Source organism: Acetobacter persici, assembly GCF_018256955.1.
GTDB classification, from domain to species: domain Bacteria; phylum Pseudomonadota; class Alphaproteobacteria; order Acetobacterales; family Acetobacteraceae; genus Acetobacter; species Acetobacter persici.
Map to the genome: position 1 here is coordinate 355601 of NZ_JAERKU010000003.1, position 18234 is coordinate 373834.

Annotated in this window: 23 protein-coding genes; 7 read left to right on the forward strand and 16 right to left on the reverse strand. The window is 54.4% G+C overall.

All coding sequences use genetic code 11. The annotated features are described in order from the left end of the window. Window positions 1–18: 18 nt before the first annotated feature. Window positions 19–762, reverse strand: a complete 744-nt coding sequence (locus JK199_RS06110; RefSeq protein WP_212374537.1) for a phage antirepressor KilAC domain-containing protein — start codon at window positions 760–762, stop codon at window positions 19–21. Next, the gene (locus tag JK199_RS06115; protein ID WP_212374539.1) at window positions 759–1133 is read right to left on the reverse strand and encodes a hypothetical protein; all 375 of its coding nucleotides are present in this window, start codon (window positions 1131–1133) and stop codon (window positions 759–761) included. Before JK199_RS06115 ends, JK199_RS06110 begins: the two co-directional genes overlap by 4 nt. 334 nt (window positions 1134–1467) lie before the next feature. On the opposite strand from JK199_RS06115, the gene JK199_RS06120 reads away from it, so the two are divergent. Then, the gene (locus tag JK199_RS06120; RefSeq protein ID WP_212374540.1) at window positions 1468–2382 is read left to right on the forward strand and encodes a hypothetical protein; all 915 of its coding nucleotides are present in this window, start codon (window positions 1468–1470) and stop codon (window positions 2380–2382) included. Window positions 2383–2575: 193 nt separating this feature from the next. On the opposite strand, the gene JK199_RS06125 is transcribed toward JK199_RS06120, so the two are convergent. The 10 genes from JK199_RS06125 to JK199_RS06170 form a co-directional block, all read right to left on the reverse strand. Continuing rightward, window positions 2576–3880: a phage portal protein gene (locus JK199_RS06125; protein ID WP_212374542.1), complete on the reverse strand. Its 1305-nt coding sequence runs from the start codon at window positions 3878–3880 to the stop codon at window positions 2576–2578. Beyond that, complete coding sequence (locus JK199_RS06130) at window positions 3868–5637, reverse strand: terminase large subunit (RefSeq protein WP_212374544.1); 1770 nt, start codon at window positions 5635–5637, stop codon at window positions 3868–3870. Before JK199_RS06130 ends, JK199_RS06125 begins: the two co-directional genes overlap by 13 nt. Next, window positions 5627–6211, reverse strand: coding sequence for a terminase (locus JK199_RS06135; protein ID WP_212374546.1), 585 nt, complete (start codon window positions 6209–6211; stop codon window positions 5627–5629). Before JK199_RS06135 ends, JK199_RS06130 begins: the two co-directional genes overlap by 11 nt. A gap of 197 nt (window positions 6212–6408) precedes the next feature. After that, window positions 6409–6735 carry an HNH endonuclease signature motif containing protein gene (locus JK199_RS06140; RefSeq protein ID WP_212374548.1) on the reverse strand — a complete coding sequence of 109 codons (327 nt, stop codon included), beginning with the start codon at window positions 6733–6735 and terminating at the stop codon, window positions 6409–6411. Next, on the reverse strand, window positions 6732–7349 hold the full coding sequence (locus tag JK199_RS06145; RefSeq protein WP_086654884.1) for a DUF3164 family protein: 618 nt from the start codon (window positions 7347–7349) through the stop codon (window positions 6732–6734). Before JK199_RS06145 ends, JK199_RS06140 begins: the two co-directional genes overlap by 4 nt. 42 nt (window positions 7350–7391) lie before the next feature. Next, window positions 7392–8267: a tyrosine-type recombinase/integrase gene (locus JK199_RS06150; protein WP_212374550.1), complete on the reverse strand. Its 876-nt coding sequence runs from the start codon at window positions 8265–8267 to the stop codon at window positions 7392–7394. Window positions 8268–8436: 169 nt separating this feature from the next. Continuing rightward, window positions 8437–8841, reverse strand: coding sequence for a hypothetical protein (locus JK199_RS06155; protein WP_212374552.1), 405 nt, complete (start codon window positions 8839–8841; stop codon window positions 8437–8439). A gap of 114 nt (window positions 8842–8955) precedes the next feature. After that, window positions 8956–10062: an XRE family transcriptional regulator gene (locus tag JK199_RS06160; RefSeq protein WP_212374553.1), complete on the reverse strand. Its 1107-nt coding sequence runs from the start codon at window positions 10060–10062 to the stop codon at window positions 8956–8958. A 39-nt stretch (window positions 10063–10101) separates the two neighbouring features. Beyond that, entirely contained in the window at window positions 10102–10698 is a 597-nt protein-coding gene (locus tag JK199_RS06165) for a hypothetical protein (RefSeq protein WP_212374555.1), read from the reverse strand. Window positions 10699–10789: 91 nt separating this feature from the next. Further along, window positions 10790–11566 carry a DUF4145 domain-containing protein gene (locus JK199_RS06170; protein ID WP_212374557.1) on the reverse strand — a complete coding sequence of 259 codons (777 nt, stop codon included), beginning with the start codon at window positions 11564–11566 and terminating at the stop codon, window positions 10790–10792. Between the two features lie 360 nt (window positions 11567–11926). Between JK199_RS06170 and JK199_RS06175 the strand changes: the two genes are divergently transcribed. Next, window positions 11927–12304: a hypothetical protein gene (locus JK199_RS06175; protein WP_244984922.1), complete on the forward strand. Its 378-nt coding sequence runs from the start codon at window positions 11927–11929 to the stop codon at window positions 12302–12304. Continuing rightward, window positions 12301–13014 (forward strand): BRO-N domain-containing protein, encoded by a 714-nt coding sequence (locus JK199_RS06180; protein ID WP_212374558.1) that lies wholly within the window; start codon window positions 12301–12303, stop codon window positions 13012–13014. The genes JK199_RS06175 and JK199_RS06180 overlap by 4 nt, the downstream gene beginning before the upstream one ends. Before the next feature lie 641 nt (window positions 13015–13655). On the opposite strand, the gene JK199_RS06185 is transcribed toward JK199_RS06180, so the two are convergent. The 3 genes from JK199_RS06185 to JK199_RS06195 all read right to left on the reverse strand — a co-directional run bounded on the left by JK199_RS06185 (window position 13656) and on the right by JK199_RS06195 (window position 16040). Next, window positions 13656–14144, reverse strand: a complete 489-nt coding sequence (locus tag JK199_RS06185) for a hypothetical protein (RefSeq protein WP_212374560.1) — start codon at window positions 14142–14144, stop codon at window positions 13656–13658. 223 nt (window positions 14145–14367) lie between these two features. Beyond that, window positions 14368–15552, reverse strand: coding sequence for a hypothetical protein (locus JK199_RS06190; protein ID WP_212374562.1), 1185 nt, complete (start codon window positions 15550–15552; stop codon window positions 14368–14370). Beyond that, window positions 15549–16040, reverse strand: a complete 492-nt coding sequence (locus JK199_RS06195) for a hypothetical protein (protein WP_244984923.1) — start codon at window positions 16038–16040, stop codon at window positions 15549–15551. Before JK199_RS06195 ends, JK199_RS06190 begins: the two co-directional genes overlap by 4 nt. Before the next feature lie 111 nt (window positions 16041–16151). Here JK199_RS06195 and JK199_RS06200 point away from each other — a divergent pair, with 111 nt between their 5' ends. Further along, window positions 16152–16487, forward strand: coding sequence for a hypothetical protein (locus tag JK199_RS06200; RefSeq protein ID WP_212374564.1), 336 nt, complete (start codon window positions 16152–16154; stop codon window positions 16485–16487). A gap of 243 nt (window positions 16488–16730) precedes the next feature. Here JK199_RS06200 and JK199_RS06205 read toward each other — a convergent pair whose 3' ends face one another. Continuing rightward, window positions 16731–16931: a helix-turn-helix domain-containing protein gene (locus tag JK199_RS06205; RefSeq protein ID WP_212374566.1), complete on the reverse strand. Its 201-nt coding sequence runs from the start codon at window positions 16929–16931 to the stop codon at window positions 16731–16733. On the opposite strand from JK199_RS06205, the gene JK199_RS15745 reads away from it, so the two are divergent. The 3 genes from JK199_RS15745 to JK199_RS06220 all read left to right on the forward strand — a co-directional run bounded on the left by JK199_RS15745 (window position 16930) and on the right by JK199_RS06220 (window position 18099). Next, window positions 16930–17376 (forward strand): helix-turn-helix domain-containing protein, encoded by a 447-nt coding sequence (locus JK199_RS15745; protein ID WP_237590723.1) that lies wholly within the window; start codon window positions 16930–16932, stop codon window positions 17374–17376. The genes JK199_RS06205 and JK199_RS15745 overlap by 2 nt on opposite strands. Window positions 17377–17461: 85 nt before the next feature. After that, the gene (locus JK199_RS06215; RefSeq protein ID WP_212374568.1) at window positions 17462–17764 is read left to right on the forward strand and encodes a hypothetical protein; all 303 of its coding nucleotides are present in this window, start codon (window positions 17462–17464) and stop codon (window positions 17762–17764) included. Then, complete coding sequence (locus JK199_RS06220) at window positions 17755–18099, forward strand: hypothetical protein (protein ID WP_212374570.1); 345 nt, start codon at window positions 17755–17757, stop codon at window positions 18097–18099. The genes JK199_RS06215 and JK199_RS06220 overlap by 10 nt, the downstream gene beginning before the upstream one ends. Window positions 18100–18234 lie beyond the last annotated feature (135 nt).

The window sequence follows — 18234 nt, forward strand, 5'->3', positions numbered from 1 at the left end:
GGCAGCTTACCTTTTACATCACGCCACGGCGCTCAACCGTTCTGGCATAAGTTTTGCCAGTTTGGTTAAACCCTTTGGCGTAATGCGCACCTGTTCCGCCACACGTTCCGAGCCATCTGGCTTGAGAACGGTGGTGACTTTGTGGACCAGATCTCCGCTGGTGGTGTGGCTGGAATAGCCAAGCCAGTTGGTGTTACCCGGCCTGCGGTAAATCCAGCCGTTGCAGGAAAGCCATGCAAACAGGTCTTTCGGCCTGACCTGTAGCAATTTGGCGGCTTCCGTAATGCTGATGCTCCCTTCTGTTCCCGCAAGCCGGTCATGCGCTTCGGCCTTGGGCTGGACCTCGGCCAGTTGCATTTTCTGCCGCTCCACCGTGGCTTGCAGGATGGTCATGGCCCGGAGCGCCAGTTCTTCCGGCGTTTCTTCTGGCGCGGCCGCCATGTATCCGCCTGTTTTGCGGATGGCGGGCAGCACCTCCCCTGTCACCCACTTGCGGAAACGTTTGGCGGCGGCTTTGCGGCTGGTGAGGATAAGAGCGTAGAGACCGCTTTCGTTGATGATGGTCGTTTCTCTAATCCTGTTATCCGCCCCCTTCATACTATGAAGGGCGTGTTCATCTGGTTCCAGACGATTTGCAGCCCGTGTGGGGTTGGCAATTTCCAATACGCCACAAATATCTGCCAGAACGAACCACGGCTGATCTTCAGAAGTGACGACACGAACATCATGCTCTTCAAAGCTGAACGGGATTACGGAACTCATGCTTCCTTCTCCCGCACCAGATCCCGCGCCAGTGAGAGAACAAGCTGCGTTTCTCCGTCCTGTTCGTTATAGCGTAGATGCTCCGGCAGAAGTGCCAGGATAATTTCAGCCTTCAGCCGTTTCCCCTGCGGGGTAAAAGCCGGAATAGCCGCCAGTTCTTCCAGACGATCACACTCTTCCAGCACCAGCGCATCAAACCGGGCCTCATAAGCATCGGCTTCCGGCGTGTTGCAGGCTGGCTCTGGCTGGTTGCTCATGGCGCGTGCCGCAGAATACGCAGCCTGAAACCGCTGATGGCAGGCAAAAAGCGGGCCATCGTCCTGCTGAGCGGCTGCTACAGTGGGCGTGCCAGCCAGTAGAGGGGCGCTCATGATTCCAGCAAGCACACAACGCCGTTGTGTGTTAGATAAGGCGTTAGCCTTAGGCATGGGGTAATCTCCCTGCTTATGGTTAGAGAGGCTTGCGGTGGTCAAGGCCGCTTGCCTCTCGCTTTTTTTGAGCCTATAAAATCACCATGTCAACACTTAATGAGCCTAAAAAGAAACGTATTGGTCGGCCTCCTGTCGAAAGTGAGCAGTTAAGGTCAAGGGCAGAGATGCCTTTAGTCCGTGCCGTTGACGCATGGGCTGATGCTAACGGTGTCACGCGCGCCGAAGCCATAAGACGTCTAATCCAGTTAGGCCTTGCATCTGAGCAAAAACCTTCATGAGCCCAAACGAAATAAAACAATCTGTTATCGATATCGTTCATCAAGAAACTTGGAAGACTGCTTCGTTAACAACGGCGGCCATTCTGTCTTTCGGTTTAATCATTGCCTTTGTGACGAAAAATTGGTTTTTGAATTGGATTCAAAATAGAGTTTCTCATGGGTTTAATCAGCAATTAGAAGCTTATAGAGCTGAACTGCAAGAAAAGGCTGCAAACTACCAGAATGAGATTCAGCAAAAATTTGAGATGTTTAAAACGGTTACATCTCAAATACAGGATAGAAGAACACGGTCCAATGAGCATGAATATGATGCCTGTATTGAATGCTGGAATGCTATTCAAAAGGCTTGCCAATCGACATTTAATCTTTGCCAAGACACGAAGATATCAGTATCAATAAACAAAAAAACGGGAAATATTAGCATAAAATCTAAATTTGATTTTGATTTTGATTTTGATTTTACTCAAGACGAAATTGAATTGTTGGAACAATTAGACACTGAATCAAAAATAGAAATGGTAGTTAAAAGATCCAAGGAAAAAGAACTTGAGAGATGTAATGATAATGTAGATAATGCAATATTCCTTATACAGAAAAAAAGTATATTTATTAGTGAGGATTTATATAAATCATTTTCTTCACTTCTTCTTTTGTTGTCTTATTGCTGCGAAGAAAAAGTAAATATTTTTGAAAACCCATATGCTATAATTGACACGCCTTATACTGAAATGGTTTTAACAGAGGGAGCAGAGCGCTTCCGATTGCTTGAAAAAGTTCTGCGCGCAAACCTTCACATTCGGGCAATGGATTTTACCGATCAATCACAGCGGGATGCTGTTGCGCAATCACAGGCACCACAACCTTCATCATCGGGCAACACGCCAGAACCAGAACCGACAGCGCCAAAATAAGAGTGGAAAGCCCAAGGCAAAACACCAGCCACCCACTCTTTATACCGGTGCAATCGAAGCCAAAATTTGTAATGTTTTTCATGTACAAGCGTACCCGTTCAGCTTTATACTCTGCCACGTTCATTCCTGCTGTCTTCAGGGGTGGATAAAAGAAGCCCCCGCGCTGCTTCCACAGCCGGGGGCTTCGTCATTTTCAGTCGTTCGGTGTTGGCGGGCCCTGCGGCCTCACCGCCTGCTGCTCCAGCGGGACGTTCGTGCTGTTGACCAGCACGGTATCACCCCCCGGAACCGGCGGCCGGCTCCGCTTGGCCCGCCCTTCGTTAATGGTAATCTGCCCGCTGCTGATTTCCTGAGCCGTGACCTGAGCCGCCTTCAGCGGGTCCATGGAGAGCAGGCCTTCGCGGTCAAACTCGGCATAGCAGGAAGACCCAGCAAACAGCTTGGCGTTCAGCTCCGCCTCAATCCGCTTCAGGTCCGCATCCAGCGTGAAAATCAGGTAGGCCAGCGTGTTTTCAGAAAGGCCGGTGCCCCATGATGTCGTTTTCTCCGTCTGGTTCAGCAGATGGAGCGGGACACCAAAAAAGCGGGAAATATCCGCCACCTGATACCCCCGCGCCTCAATGGTTTGCAGATCCTGCGGGCTGAGCTGGAACGGGGTGTATTTTGCCCCTTCATCCACAATAATCGTGCGGCCCCAGTTGCTCACACCCGCATAGTTCTGTTTGAGCTGCGCCTGCATCCGGCGGAAGGCCGGATCGCTCATTTTGTCCGGAACCTGCATCACCCCGCTGGGGAGCGCTGCATTCTGGTGCATGCGGCCGGTGCGCTCTTCCATCGTGCGCGCCAGACCGATGGAACCCCGCGCAAAGGCCTGAATGCGGGACAAACCCTTGATCCCGTCAAAGCCGGGGCCGGGAATGTGCAGCATTTCATCCTGCGTGAAGGTTTCCGTCGTTCCATCCAAATGGGTGCAGACATAGAAATTCACGCCCCGGATACTGGGCAGTCGCACCACCTGCACCTGCCATGGCTGGAAGCACTCAAACCCGACCACCCTGCCCGCGCCGTCATACCGGATGGCACTGAAATGGTTGCCGGACAGCAGGACATTGATGCCCCATAGCTCCCGCCACGCAAAAGCCGTCAGAGACCGGCCCTGATAGGGAATGACGTTCAGCAAGGGAGCCAGCCGGTGGTTTGGCTGTTCCACCCGCTGACCGTCTTTCTCCCGCTTCCAGATTTTCAGTGGCAGGCCTGCAATCACCCCGGCTTCCAGCGTCACGCACCGATAGACGGCTGAGCAGGCCATTGCCGTCTGCTCTGTCACACGCGGTGCCCAGTCCTGATGCTCCCCGCCACAGCCGAGCCACTCTGACCAGCTCGGGATCTCCGTCAAAGGCGTGGTCGGATCTTCGGGGTTGCCAGCAGCCTGAAAGGTCGGCTCTCTGCGCTCCATGCGTGGGGCCTGTGTGCCGAACAGCCTGTTCAGGACTCCCATAACTCCTCCCTGTCATAAATGCTGCGCTTAGGCGGCTCCGGGTTGCGGGCCATGCAGGCGACTGCGTCAAACAGTGCCATAAGCGGGTCAATTTTCTTGCCACCGGCCAACTGCTTGGTGATTTCCACATTGTTGCCCTTGGCCTGCGCCTTTGCGTTCCCTACGGCCCACGCCATGATGGGCCGCGCCCCGTGAGAGAACGTGCCATCCGCCAGCTTGCGTTCCAGCGTCTTGATGGAACCGGTCATTTTCCAGCCCTGACTGATCCCGACGATGCGCTCCTGTTCAATGCCCGCCCCATGCAGAGCAAAGACAATTTCCGCCACCCCGGCCGGGTCCAGGCCGACCATGCAAAGCTTGCCTGTCTGGTCGATCTCTTTCACCAGATCCGCCAACTGCTGGTTGTCTTCCCGCATTTCCTTAAGGATGATGAGGTCGCCCTCTTTCTCGAAATCCAGATACCGCGGGGCCTCTTCCTTTCTGTCCTTCAGCACATCATGGAAAACCCAACTGCGCTGCCAGTGCAGCCAGTCTCCAACTTCCTCGTCCCGGCCCAACACAGCCAGAGAAAGAAAATCGTCCAGACCGCCGCCATCAATGCCGCAGACAATTACGTCAGAACGGTCCTTCAGCAGGTCCAGTGTCAGCACCTTATTGCCGCGCCGTTCCCAGTATTTGGCCCCGGCCCATGCTTTTTCCCGCAGGGACAGACCGACCTGAACATTCAGGTGCTTGGCCATCCAGACCCGAAGAACACCTTCCCCGGCCTCTTTGGCCTGCGCATATTTGTCGCTCAGGAACTCCTCTGACACAGACACCCCGAGATTGGGGTTGGTAATGTACCAGTTATCCGGGTCATGCTGGCCCTTTTCGTCCAGCACGGACTGAGGAAACTCATAGATGACCGGTAGGAACCGGGGTGCGCTGATCTTTCCGTCCCGCACTGACCGGGCATAGTCCAGACGACTCTTGAATACCCCGGCGGGCTCTTCATCCGCCTGTGTGCTGAGGTAGATCACGAACCCTTCCGGACGCGAGGCAATACCGCCCGTCGCTTCCATCAGCATGTTTTCAGCCGTGGGTTTCTTACCGAACTCCCACAGTTCATCGACCAGAATACCGGTGGCCTTCTTGCCGACCACGGAAGATCCGTCAGCCGCAACAACCTTGAGCGTGGCACCGGTTTCCCGGTGCGTGATGATCCTCGTGTAGTCCTGCACATGGAACAGGGCTTCAAGATCCGGATCAGCCCGGATCATGTCACGCGCAGGTTTGAAGGCGTTGTCAGCCGCCTCTTTCGTGGGTGCCAGAATCAAGAACTCAGCAGACTGCCGCCAGTTCAGGATCAGCACCGTCAGCATCACACCAGCGGCAATGGTCGATTTCGTGTTCTTCTTGCTGACCAGCAGGAAGAACTCTGTAATCAGGCGCGTGCCGGTATCCGGGTCATAGGAACCGAAAATTGCCGCAGCGAAATCCTTCAGCCAGTCCCGGCAGGACTCGCCGATGGTCGGTTCGTGCAGCACATCCACGATTTTGAGCGCATTGAAGACCGCCATGCCCTGCTCTGCCGCCTCAGGAAAAAGCGGATTGCAGGGCACTAGGCTTTCGCCGGCCTGAATGCGTGTTTCCCAGTCCGGGCAGGCCGTGGTCCACGTCAGCGCAGACGTTTTCTCTGGTTCGGCGGCTGGTGCGCGCTTGCGTGGTGCGGCCTTACGGCGGACCCGCGTAGGCTTTTTAGGCGCGTCACTTACCATTACTCACAACCAGCTTTGGGGACGGCATGCGGGCAAAACGGCCTGATGCCGCCTTTTCCGCTGCCTCTTTCCGCTCTTCCTTCACACCCTTTTTGCCAGCCTTGCCCTGCTCCATTTGCTGGATCTGTTTCAGGGTGCGCAGCGTCTCTGCACGGTCTTTCGTGCTGATGGCTTTCATCATGGCGTTCCGGCGGCGCTCGTTGTTGTCGTCAGCCGTTTCCGTCTCAATCGCCTGGGCAATTTCCCCATGATGCGCCGTTGTATCCTCCAGCTCACCGAGCAGGCGGGACGTAAGCGACGCCATGCGCTCAGTCAGGAGATGATCGGCAGGTTCAGCCGGGTTGGAGCGGGGCTTTTCGGGGGGTGGCGCGGTGGTGCGCACGGGATGGTGCGCACTTTGCGTGGAAGTGCGCACTTTTCCCGCTTTGGTGCGCACCCACTTCTCTGCACTGGCGCGCTTGCGGATGGCACTTTCAGAGACGCCATATTTTTCCGAAAGCTGGCGGTTTGATTGACGTCCAGCGCGAAAGTCCGTCTCGACCGCTGTCCAGTTGATAGCGGATTTTCTGGCCAACAGCCCCTCCCCTTGCGCTGAAAGTGCGCACTTCAAAACCTTGGAAACGGAAAATTTTTCACGCGTGGCACTGGCGCGGTTCAGGTGCCTCATGCTGTCTCAAGATTGACACTCCCCCCTACCCGCTGGCCGCATGCGCGGCAGCTATGCATGATGTGAGCGCATACCTCTGAGAAATGGCGGAAAACTGCCGTTTTTCAGTATTCCACCGCGTTTCGCTTTGCCCGCTCACGCGCTGTCTTGGTCGTGTGGCAGGAGCCGCAGAGCAGCTGGACGTTCCGTTTGTCCAGCTGTGCGCCACCGTCCTTCAGTTCCACGATATGGTCCCCAAACAGGCGCGTGCCGGTGCGTCCGCACCGCTCACAGCAATTAGGCCGCTCTGCCCTGATCTCTTTCATCAGGGCACGCCATTCAGGGCCGGTATAAAATCCGTCAGCGCGCTTCGGTGGCTCTTTGGCTATGCTGGTGTCCAGAGCGCCAACAAGCGGCTTCAGGCACGTCAGAACCGCCTGTTTGCGGCTCATGTGTCCAGCTTGGCCATGTCGAAGGACACAAGCTCCCACTTGGCTTCGGCGCCAGAGCGTTTGTGCAGGCGCACATAGTCCTTCGTGACGTCCAGCCGCACGCTGTTGGAAATGGCAGTCATGGCGCGCTGCCACTCTTCGTCATCAATTTCCAGACGACGCAATGCGAGGATCTTGGCGGCTTGCAGCTTGCCAGCCTGCCCAACGTCAAACGCATCGAGCACGATGGCTTTCAGGTTGGCATTGGCACCCTCAGACCACCGGGTCAGCAAGCCATCAATGATGCTCTTGGCCGCCTGAATTTCTGGACCGAACGAAATACAGTTGCCGACCGCCACCGTGACGCGCAGCGTGCCGTCATAGCTCGACAACGTGACGTTGCCTTTCTCGCCGCCGATCTTGGTGCCGTATTGGTCGGCTACCAGCTCAAGAAACGCATGGACTTCCGTGAAGCAGAGCGTCTTGAAATCCCGCATGAACTGCCGCACCGGGTCACCCTGCTCATGCAGGCGGCGCACCAGTTCGTCTTGCAGCTTGTCAGATGGGCGCACGTTCGCTTCCGGTACCAACCGCCCGCGACTGTCCATCATGAAACCGTCAGGCACGGTTTGCATCGTCGTTCTCCGTCATTGTCAGGTGTGCCCGCGCCGGTTGCGTCAGGCCAGAAGATCCGCGCCAATCGCATCCGGGTTGGCGTGGCTGTATCGTGTCGTCGTGGCCAGCGAACTGTGACCAAGCTGCGCCTGCACCCAATGGACCGGCTGCCCGGCATCCAGCTGGTGAGACGCAAAAGCGTGGCGGAGCCAGTGTGCTGATGCATCATCAGGCAATCCCGCACGCTTCGCAGCCCGCTTCACGACGCGGTGTGCTGCGCGAACGTGGAGCGGACCGCCATCATGGCCGGGGATTACGGGCGCATCTGGCCCGCCATCGACCTTCACGGCCATGATCTCTTTCCACAATGACGCAGAGACCTGGACATGCCGGGTCTTGCCGCCCTTGCCGAATATCGTTGCAATGCCGCCCGACTGGCGGCGTGTCATATCGCGCCAGCGTAGACCGCACGCCTCGGAAAGCCGCAGGCCTGTGCCATATAGAAGCGCCAGCAGTGCGTGACGGCGCGGGTCTTTCTCCGCCGCCAGCATGGCCAGCGTCTGCGGACGCGAAAGAATGCGTTCGTTCAGGCTGTCGCGCCCGCGCTCCAGACGGAACGCGGCACCCGCGTCATGCGGCAGGAAGCCAAGCTTTGCGCCGTGTGTGAGAACGGATTTGACCGCGCTCATGCGCCGCCGTCGCGTGGCGTCGGACGCGCTGCTCATGCTGTCATGCCACTCCTGAAGGTCGGCAAGCTGCACCTCAGCCATCGGCTTACCGGTGAAGCGGGCGAACTCCGCGACGTCTGCGCGGTAGGCTCGCGCCGTGTGCAGGCTGCGGTTATGGAGCCACGTTCTGACAAGCATGATATCGGCCGGCGCAAACGGCTCATCTGGCACTGCTGGCGCGGCCGATCTGGACTGATCACCGCTAACCATTTGAATTTCCTACGTTATAGGGTCTTTCTGACCCCTCAAAAAGCGTCAGATAACTGCGGTTATCTGACGGGTTTAAGGGGGTGTTTGCGGGTTATCTGACGCATCGCCAGATAGGCCGTGTCAGATAACTCTGCGTTATCATGTCGGTTTTCACCGGCATGCGGGGCCGTTATTCCGCGTGGGGTGCGCCGCCGATTTTGCGGCCCTTGCTGCCGGGGCGATAACCGCGGGCCAGAGCGCAGCGGACCACACCGGGACGCAGGCGCTCTAACTGGCGGGCCGTGTGTTCCGCTGCCAGAGCGATATCCATCCGGCGCAGGCACTCTGTGCTGACCATGCCGAGAATCCCGGCAAAGCTCCCTGCCCTGACGAGAACCGGCGCACCGCAACGGGCAATGTAACCACGGACCGCAGAGCAGCCCGCCAACGGCACATCTGCCCGGTGATGCGGCAGGCAAGGCGCTGCCAGTGGCACCACCGCGCACACCGCACCGCGAACAGCCACCACAAGGACCGGCCATTTTCCGCGCAGCACAACGGCCCCACGGCAGACGCGCTGCTCATGATGGCTCATGCTTCTTCACTTTTCTGGAGACATAAAAAAAGCCGTGAGCCCGGTTGGACACACGACTTCAAAGATTTTGACTGTTTACTGTGAGTTAGGGGTAAGCGTCAAGTAATCGGTTTCTCAAAACAGGCTGACGACATTCTCCGGAGTCGAAAGGATTTTTTCAGCAGGCATAGAAAGGCCTGTTGCCAGTTCAAACATCTCGCTCTTCAATCCAGTGCTAACCGCCAATCTGGCGATAGAACCACTCTGATGGTTTTCCAATACATTGAGTGCATTCTCAAGCAATTCTGGTTCTTCCGGCTGGATGTAATCATCATGCCGTTCCATCTTGCTTTGTCCGGTTTTGCGTAGATGAATGTAGGCTCGTTTATACTGATCCGCCCCAATAAGTTGTAAATCGTGTGCACGACGAATGATGGCACTCAAAGAAACTTTCCAGCGCAGCTTCATAGCTTCCAGCTTTTGCCAGTTGAGATACCTTGCACTTGGAAACTCACGCACGAAAACCGACCTAGGTATTAACAACGCTCCAGCAAACCTATGGGCCTGACCTTCGGTTTCACGATCTCCGGTTTGCACGCCTTGGTGCATAACCAGATGCCCAATTTCGTGCGCAATATCAAACCGCAAACGGCAAGCCGCGGGTTTAGCTTCACTACGGCAGATCAATGGCCGTTTACGATCCATTGAAAGAGCATCTACACGCTCAGATACGCCCTCAAAGTGACTAACAATCGCACCACAATTTTCAGCCACACGTATGATGTTGGTGATAGGGCCAGTAAGCCCCAATCCCCACTCTATGCGGCACTGCTCAGCTGCACGTTCAATATCTTCCGCACTCTGAACGGGAATATTGGGGAACGAGACAGGCGGCAGGCTAAGCATTGTATCAAGTCGATCAACGACCATCCCAAGAACTGTCCCGCGCGCAAGCGCCTGACTTTTTACCATCTGGGGCGTCGTAGATTGCTTCCGAAAATGACACTGTTCCGGCACCAATGGTGCCAGATCAGTAAGCCTGAAGAAACGTGACAACACACCGGTAGCGTCAGCCAAAGCTTCCTCCATTTCCTGATTAGGAAGCTTCGCCCCGGATTCCAGTTGATGCATATATTGCCGTGTTACGCCTACCTTCTCCCCCATTTCATCCAACGAAAAACAATTTGCTAAACGCGCTATGCGCAACTGACCGCCAGAGAATGGTTTCTCAGAGCGTTGCATAACACCTGATCCTCATGAAAAAGCGCTTTCAAACCGTGTTTAAGAGGCGTCGTCCTGTTTCTTCTCTTCGCCAGGAATGCCAACAGGAGCAGGTGGTATCTCCACACCTTCCGACTTGGCAACATCTTCCAGAACAACCGGAATGCTGACCGCGCCTTCTTTATATGGGATAATCCAGTTTTGTACCACCGCCTCTCCGCGGCAACAGACCAGATAAATGTTGTCAGCATATCCTTCTGCGTCTGTATCTACAGCGATACGGAAAATGACATCATCATCTTCCTCAGGAAATAAAAAAGACCCCTGCAAAACTTCAGAATGTGTGCGCCGCAATGTCCTGCGGTTAGGTTTATCAGGTTCACCTCTATAAAATCTTACTGTTGCAGCGCCGATTTTAAACACAAAATGGAGGCTTGCATCTTCTAGAGAAAGCCAATCTTCTCTTTCGGCGAGATCCGCGATTTCCTTAAGACTACACGTGAATCCTCTGGAGCCTAACGTCCAACCGATATCTCCAATTTCAGGCATATGGTGAATAACAGCATTTGCGCGTCCTTGGGCAATGGCTTGCGCAAGCATGATTAGCCGCTCTTCTGTAAGATCGGGATGATAATCCTGAGGAGTTTTTCGTTCCATACCCATGCCTGCCATCGTGCATTTCAATTCTGCACGTTAATCTGGGCATTATAGAAATTTTGTCAACCTGAATCTTTTTTGTAAACCACCTTCATTTCGACACAGGGGATTTTTCTGGAAGTGAAGGTTTTCCTTCAGAGCTTTTTGGTGCGCGCTTTGGTCTGGGCGGAACTCGCTTCTGAAGGTCTTGCTCCCTCTCCCTTCTCTCCTGTGAGAGTGCGGGCAAAAAAATCTCCCTATGTATGAATTCCTCTAAGATATCCATTACCGTATTAATATCTGAAAAATCAGGTTTCCATCCTCTATGAGCTGATGCATTTCCTGCTTCGACTAAAATATTTATACTTTTTTCTTCCCCGTTCCTTAACATATTCTTTTCTTTAAGTATTTCTATTTTTGTTTTAAACGGTAGAGAGGAATCAATCCCAAGGTATTCCGATGCAATATCAAAAGTGGTTCTAATTCCTATCGACGCGAATGTGAGTAAGTTTGCATTAAGTGCGCCGTAAACCTCTAGCAAAGACTCAAAAACCAACTCTCTTTTATTATTTTTTTCTATTTTTGATTGGTGTGTCTTTAGCCATGCAGGAATATCGCGTTTAGACTGCGATGGAAAATATTCTTTTGTTCCCTTGCTATAATATTCTCCCGTCATTTCATCTTGACTTAAATCATCATCAGTTATTGTTTCTTTCATAAAAAAACAAAAATCGCACCCTTGACACTTCAGAATATAAAACTCTTCTAACAGTAAATAATATTCTGAATAAACTGTTTGATGAAAACCTTCTATTTTGCAGTTTCTATCGCCATTACAACTGGCGCAGAAAGATTTCTTTATTTCTCCTACTCTTGTTTCGGTTGCCATTAGATTTCTCCAAATATTTAAATATCTTTGGGATGATTGAGCCCTAATTGCACCAACCGCCTAATAGCCTCAGGTCGCGTCACGTAGGGAGGACCGTTCTGGGCAATCCATGCATCTAGGGACGTTAGTTCCGCTTCATCCACACGAACCATAATGGGAGTAGTCGCACGCTTAGGGCGCCCCCTCTTGGATTTCTTGATATCAGATATTGATTCGCTCATATCATGATGATATCAAGAAATCAGGCCGGGAGGAAGGTGCAACTTCCAACCGGCCCTAACCTCAAGCAAGGGGGATTATCCCATGCCCAAGGCTAACGCCTTATCTACCACACAACGCCGTTGTGTGCTTACCGGAATCATGGCTGCACCGTTGCTGGCCGTCGCACCTTCTGCGACCATAGCCCGACAGCCCGACGATGCTCCGCTATTTGCCTGCCATCATCGGTTTCAGGCTGCCTATTCTGCCGCACGCGCCATGAGCAACCAGCCAGAGCCAGCCTGCAACACACCGGAAGCTGATGCTTACGAGGCCCGGTTTGATGCACTGGTGCTGGAAGAGTGCAACCGTCTTGAAGAACTGGCCGCCATTCCTGCCCTCACCCCGCAAGGGCAGCGCCTGAAGGCCAAAATCATTCTCGCACTTCTGCCGGAGCACCTGCGCTATAGCGAAATGGACGGAGAGACGCAGATTATCCTCTCTCTGGCGCGCGATCTGGTGCGGGAGAGCGCAGCATGAGCCCCGTAATGCCATTCAGCTTTGATGGATATGCCGTACGGGTGCTGACCCGCGGCGATGAGCCGTGGTTCGTGCTGGCTGATGTGTGCAGCGTGTTGGATATTGCCAACAGTCGCAACGTCACCGATCGGCTGGATGAGGATGAAAAGGGTGTCCATACTGTGGACACCCTTGGCGGCCCACAGGAAATGAGCATCATCAATGAAAGCGGCCTCTACAACCTCATTTTCACCAGCCGGAAGCCGGAGGCCAGACGGTTCCGCAAGTGGGTGACGGGCGAAGTGCTGCCCGCCATCCGCAAAACCGGCAGCTACGGCCTACCGACCAAGCCGCAGGAGTGGTTCAACCTCTTCGCCCGCATCCTGTGCCTGTGGGACACTCTGGGTGAGGACGCCGCCCGGAAAGACTGGCAAACCCTCGGCCCGCTCTTCCCCATGCCCCGCAAGCAGGCGGTGCGGATGCTGATGGAAGCCGCTCTGGACCTCCCGCCCGGCGTCCTGCCACCCGAACCCTCAGGCCGCGGCCGAATGACTGAAAACAAGCGCATAGCAAGCCGCCACAACGGCAGCCTTGGCGGAAGGCCCCGTAAAGGCGAAAGCCCCCAACAGGCCGCATCCCGCCGCTTCCATATGGTGGACAAGGAAGTCACTCCCTCCCCCGACGGCTCCAACGCCGTGGTGGTCACCTATGCAACACACGAGAGGGCTTAGGCCCTCTTTTTTAATGCCCATTTCTGGCCGCTACATTAAGGAGCCTTCCTGATACGCTAAGGTGAGGACTATAAATATGTATTGGATTATTTCTGGGCCAGATAACAACCCTCTGACGGGAGAGGTTCTGTTCCAACAAGATACAGGCTTTTGGGCTCAAGCAGCTCCTGCGCTTTCATTCTCTTGCTCGGTTTGCAGCATACTGGTCGCTGCGTATGTTGCTTATCGAGCAAGGCAGCTCACACAGCAACAACGTGATATTGCTCTAGATAAACTTAACCTTGACGCATTTGATAAAAGATTTTCTATTTTTGTGTCCTATCAAGATTTTTATGATGAGCTAGTATCAAAAGATTACGAAACAGCTGAAAAATTGACCGAATCTTTTGTTCTATTTAATTCCTCGCATAGAAAAAAAACTTTTTTGTTTGATAGGAATGATTTCTATGCATTCAATGGAACTTGGGATGCTTTAGAAGAGATATATAAATTTAGAATAAGAAATTTAACAACAACAGTGGAAATGTATGAGGACGAGTCTCTTTTTTCTAAATTATGCGATGGTTTCAATATTCAATATGAGAAATTAGTTAACTCTTTTATATTGTATACTCCAAATTTTATGCGTAATCGCCTGAGTGTTAATACAACCACAATCTCCCGTCGATCCCATCCAAAATTTCTACCAACTGGTCCAAAAGCAATTCTAATGCGCCTGAAACGCGCAGTTTATGGGTGGAACCAGCCTCTGCAATAGCCTGCACGTTCATGCCGTCCAGCATCATGCGGCGCAGCAGGGTTTCTCCTGTTGTGCCCAGGGCTTTGCGCACGTATTCGCACCGGCTTACAGCCGCGGCGCGGGCCAGCATGATGGTGTGGGGGTCTGCTACGCCGCCTTTGCGGCCTGCTTCCGGGTCTCTGGCACCCAGCACGCCGGTTTCGTAATCCCTTGCCCACAGTTCGGCAGCCGCTACGTGGGCGTCTGTGATAGTGCCAGCCCGGCGCAACGCATACAGCGCGCCAGAGGAACGATAACGCTTCTCTGGCGGCTGCTTTTCCTGCTCCTGAACGTAAACTTCCGTTACGTCGCCTTTTGCCAGTCTTTCTGCTGTTGGTTTGATATCGCGCACGTTGCTGCCCCGCGTGTTCTCGTGTACCGTCCTTGTGCATCACGGGGTTTCTCGAATGCGTGTAAACGGCGTTGCAGGGTGGTGACTTCCAATTCAGCCTCTGCGCGCCGTTTTTGTTCCTGAGCCAGTGCGGCCTTTAGGCTTTCCATCGCATCAATAGGGTTTGGCCGGCCTTCCGCCCGCAAGCGAAGGTTCCGCACCAGCATGCTCAGCCTGCCCGGCTTCATGCCGCCTCCTGCACACCATCGCGGAAATACGCCTCATAGGCGGCACGGTCCCGCTTGCAGTCCGGCAGGCCGTGTTTGGCGGCTATCTCCGGCCATTCACGCACCACGCGCCCAAAATCCCCAAATTCCCGCATGGTGTTGCCAAACACCACGGCTTGCTGCGCCCACGCCTTGGCCGCCTGCCGCTTCCACTCAGGCTCAGGGGGAGCTTGTGGGCTGTCCTTAGCCTCCAACTGCACCACCTCTTCGCCGCTTATGGCCCGCTGCACCGGGGCTTTGAAAACGCCCATTGTGCGCGGAATTTCGCGGTTTTCATCCATTTTCCGGCGATGCGCGGCAATAGCGGAGACAATCAGATCTGCGGAAATGCCCTGCCCCAGCCATCCCCGAGCGAATGAGACCGCAAATCCGGCCTGATCTGCCCCAAGGCCGGAAGCCGACATCATCCGGGCTGCCAGCTGCTGCACCTGAGCTTGGTCCACAGGCTGGATTTCGGTTTCGTCGGTTAGGCTAGAATTAGAACTAGAAGGGATATTTATATCTCTCTGATCTAGATCTATGGGAAACCCAGCAACCGAAATTTGGCTATCCCCAGACGCATTAGCTTTTTTGCTTGGGTTATGAGCGGCACCCTTCCCGCCATCCACAACACCCATGAGCGGCATGGACCGCTGAACCTGTTGCGCCTGCACATCCTGCTCCCGGCGCGCCTTATACTCTTCCGGTGTTTCCCCATTCCGACGGCGGCCACCCTTGGCACCATTCAGCCGGGCTGCAATCTGCTTGCGCGTCAGCCCATCCGGCACCACGCCGGTTTCCTGCATCTGCTGCCACTGCCGGTCCGCCTGCGCCTTGCGGGCCGCCCGCTCTTCCTTCCGCAACAGACGGTCATACAGATGCGGGCTAAACAGCGCCCCGGCATCATCACGGGCCATGAAGCCTGCCTGAATGATGACTGGCAGCGTACGGGCCAGAGCATCGGGCTCCAGCCACGCCTGCCGCGCTACCTGTTCATCCGTCAGAACCAAGGCTCCGGCACGAAACACGCAGGAGCGCAGCTCTTTCAGGGCGTCCATCAGATTCGTGACGACGCCGCGCAACTCTGGCGACATTGAGCGAAGAATCCGCATAGGGGTCACGCTATCGCGGTCAAATTCCATAATTTCAGGGTGAGACATCATCCTGCCTCCCTATCGGAGACCACATGCGGCTGGTTGCTCTTTTGCACCTTGTGAACACAGGCCAGAGCCCGGTCCAGAATGTGCTTGGCATGCATTAGCTTGGGGGCAATTTCCTGCGCTTCCTGCGGGTCTACGCGACCATCACTCAGGATACGCACGGCCGAGGCCAGCACATCACCCGAGGAGACGGCAAACGCGCTCATATCCTCCCCAAAATCACCGGGGCCGACATGCTGCGGCAGCACCACGTAACCAAGCGCATGGGCCATTTCCATCAGATGGATGGGCCGCTCCGCGCAGTGGTCTAGGTCAATCGCCACATCAAGCGGCACCACACTGGGCTGAGTGCGGCTGGTGTACGCATGCAACTGCGTTTCCTGCACGCGGGTAAAACCAGCCGCAGACCGGAAGTCCCCAATAGCCTGCACAGCAGCCTTGGTGGCGGTTTTTATGCCCGCCAGAAAGCGGGATGAGAATGGGGGAATCATGCCGCCATTCCTTCATTTTTGAGATTCTGTCTGGGGGCATTGGGCGGCACGTTGCCGTACCGCCCGCCATCGTCCATTCTTTGTTTCCCCAAACAAGAAAAGGACGAATTCGTGGAAAAGAATTTATGCTCAGAGAACGGCACTCTGCCTATGACGCAAGAAGACTGGGAAAACATCCAGTGGGCACGTGTTGGTCTTCTTGGCCGCGTCATAGCAGAAGTCATCAAACGCCTGCCTGAGCAAGATAAAGAAGAAATTCTCTCCCTAATTGAAGGCCATGCAAAAGCAGCGGACCAACTCAATACAGGGTGCGTTAAGCCTGAGGCAAAAGTTGAATACGCCGCAGAAGAAATTCTGCATGCAGAGGCGCAAGCTGCTGATGAGTTAGCCAACATGATCAGGACACCCCATGATCATTTAATGACGCCCAAAGCATCCCGGAAGTAATATTGAACTCCTGACGACCGTATGGTTTGCGAAAAATAGAAACAGTTTCACCTTCCGCAATCATACGGTTTTCATCGTATTCCCGAATCCCCCCTACACACACATTTCCGGCCCGAATAAACCGTCTCGCCACGCCATTCGTGTAGCTTGCGAGTGATGCGACAAGCCTGAACAACGGAGCTTTCCGAACACCATTCGGCTGACACGTATCAGCCACGGCGGCATGGTTCTCCTTATGGACATTCATGCCGCAATCTCTGCATTTTCAGGAACCAGCACCTCTAAAGGCACCCCCAATGCTTGCGAGACGGCGCGAAGCATCTGCGTCGGAATGAGAGACGAACCTCTTACCCAACGAGAGACGGTTGGCTCACTCACCCCAATCAGGGCAGCAAGCTGAGCTTGGGTCTTCCCCTGCTCTTTAAGGATGGCCTTCAGAGTCATGCAGAAGATTTATTCTGATGAAACTTTCAGGTCAAGAAAGTTTTCTTTTGGTTGCATCCACTCCCCCGCAGTTAAGGGGCAGAATGGTTGCATGAAGGAAAAGCAGCTTACCCCGGAAGAAGTAGCCAAAAACCGCCACACTCTGCGGTTCGTTAAGTCTTGGATGAAGCTGCGTAAAATCACGCAGAGAAAGCTTGCTGAAGATCTCAGCATGTCCGAACCGTCAGTTTCTAAGTGGCTGAACGGTAAGGTGAATATGACACTCTCTCAATTTGTGCGTGTTGCTGAGATTTTAGAGGCTCGCCCTGAAGAGCTTCTTTTTGATCCCGCCGAAAAAGATAAGGCGCAAAAATATAAAGAAGCGGCTGAACTGGCAGAAAACCTTGATCCAGAAGCTTTTGAGGCATGGATTGCAGCAGGGAAAGCTATGAGAAAACGAGACTAAAGTTTCCGCTAAAGAAAGTTTTCGTTGACACATAATTTCATTTAGTGAAATTTATCTCCATCGCAACCCGTGATGGAGATAACCTTTGTCAGCTATTTTAGAAGACCGATCAGCGTCTTTCTCCGGTCTGGCTACAAGCCATAATCATCCGGCAGCAATTTCCAGCCGCATTGGCCTGCTTCGCGCCCAAAACGAGATTCTTCTCCAGCATGCAGAAGCACTGGAACGCTATCGGGAAGCCTGCGCCGCCAGCGAGAACCCGGAAGGAGCGTCCGCCTGGCATCGCCTGGCAAATCTGGCGCGCAACGAGGCTCACTGGTTTTCTTTCCGCGCAGATGTTCTTGAGGACAGCGCAAAGCACATTCTGGAGCCGAAAAAATGCGCCTGACCTCACTCCGCAAGTTCGGCCGTCGCTTTCATTCTGCCGTGGTCGGCACACCCCTGCCCTCGGTACCGCCGTCCTACGGCATCCAGTCTCATGCCTGCACAGGCAAAGCCGAAGTCTATGATGCCACAGGGCAGTTCCCGGAATTTGCCTTCCCGCAGGTCTGCCAGCTTGAGCGCCAGCGCACCTTGTGCGGCCACCCTCTCAATTACCGGCTCACTCTGCCGGACGGCAGGCAAAGCACGGCACCGGCCGCCATGGTGCGTATTTTGCCGCCGGAAGTATCCAATACAGCCCTGATTGTGCTGGATATTCCACCCCCTGCCCCCGGTCTTTAAGGGGCAGCATGATGGCAGCAGAAAAAATCCTTACCATTGCGGATGTGCTGGAACGGCTGAAAGGCATTATGGGCCGCACCAAGCTGACAGCGCATTTGCAACAGATGCCCGAATATGGCGGCGGCCCGACACACC

What these genes read in the sequence shown, in the direction of transcription:
- JK199_RS06220 (WP_212374570.1), top strand. Translation starts at nt 17,755, where the DNA reads ATGCGCCTGACCTCACTCCGCAAGTTCGGCCGTCGCTTTCATTCTGCC.
- JK199_RS06180 (WP_212374558.1), top strand. Translation starts at nt 12,301, where the DNA reads ATGAGCCCCGTAATGCCATTCAGCTTTGATGGATATGCCGTACGGGTG.
- JK199_RS06150 (WP_212374550.1), bottom strand. Translation starts at nt 8,267, where the DNA reads ATGGTTAGCGGTGATCAGTCCAGATCGGCCGCGCCAGCAGTGCCAGAT.
- JK199_RS06175 (WP_244984922.1), top strand. Translation starts at nt 11,927, where the DNA reads ATGGCTGCACCGTTGCTGGCCGTCGCACCTTCTGCGACCATAGCCCGA.
- JK199_RS06160 (WP_212374553.1), bottom strand. Translation starts at nt 10,062, where the DNA reads ATGCAACGCTCTGAGAAACCATTCTCTGGCGGTCAGTTGCGCATAGCG.
- JK199_RS06110 (WP_212374537.1), bottom strand. Translation starts at nt 762, where the DNA reads ATGAGTTCCGTAATCCCGTTCAGCTTTGAAGAGCATGATGTTCGTGTC.
- JK199_RS06140 (WP_212374548.1), bottom strand. Translation starts at nt 6,735, where the DNA reads ATGAGCCGCAAACAGGCGGTTCTGACGTGCCTGAAGCCGCTTGTTGGC.
- JK199_RS06145 (WP_086654884.1), bottom strand. Translation starts at nt 7,349, where the DNA reads ATGCAAACCGTGCCTGACGGTTTCATGATGGACAGTCGCGGGCGGTTG.
- JK199_RS15745 (WP_237590723.1), top strand. Translation starts at nt 16,930, where the DNA reads ATGCAGAAGATTTATTCTGATGAAACTTTCAGGTCAAGAAAGTTTTCT.
- JK199_RS06125 (WP_212374542.1), bottom strand. Translation starts at nt 3,880, where the DNA reads ATGGGAGTCCTGAACAGGCTGTTCGGCACACAGGCCCCACGCATGGAG.
- JK199_RS06170 (WP_212374557.1), bottom strand. Translation starts at nt 11,566, where the DNA reads ATGGCAACCGAAACAAGAGTAGGAGAAATAAAGAAATCTTTCTGCGCC.
- JK199_RS06165 (WP_212374555.1), bottom strand. Translation starts at nt 10,698, where the DNA reads ATGGAACGAAAAACTCCTCAGGATTATCATCCCGATCTTACAGAAGAG.
- JK199_RS06115 (WP_212374539.1), bottom strand. Translation starts at nt 1,133, where the DNA reads ATGAGCGCCCCTCTACTGGCTGGCACGCCCACTGTAGCAGCCGCTCAG.
- JK199_RS06205 (WP_212374566.1), bottom strand. Translation starts at nt 16,931, where the DNA reads ATGACTCTGAAGGCCATCCTTAAAGAGCAGGGGAAGACCCAAGCTCAG.
- JK199_RS06190 (WP_212374562.1), bottom strand. Translation starts at nt 15,552, where the DNA reads ATGATGTCTCACCCTGAAATTATGGAATTTGACCGCGATAGCGTGACC.
- JK199_RS06120 (WP_212374540.1), top strand. Translation starts at nt 1,468, where the DNA reads ATGAGCCCAAACGAAATAAAACAATCTGTTATCGATATCGTTCATCAA.
- JK199_RS06155 (WP_212374552.1), bottom strand. Translation starts at nt 8,841, where the DNA reads ATGAGCCATCATGAGCAGCGCGTCTGCCGTGGGGCCGTTGTGCTGCGC.
- JK199_RS06130 (WP_212374544.1), bottom strand. Translation starts at nt 5,637, where the DNA reads ATGGTAAGTGACGCGCCTAAAAAGCCTACGCGGGTCCGCCGTAAGGCC.
- JK199_RS06195 (WP_244984923.1), bottom strand. Translation starts at nt 16,040, where the DNA reads ATGATTCCCCCATTCTCATCCCGCTTTCTGGCGGGCATAAAAACCGCC.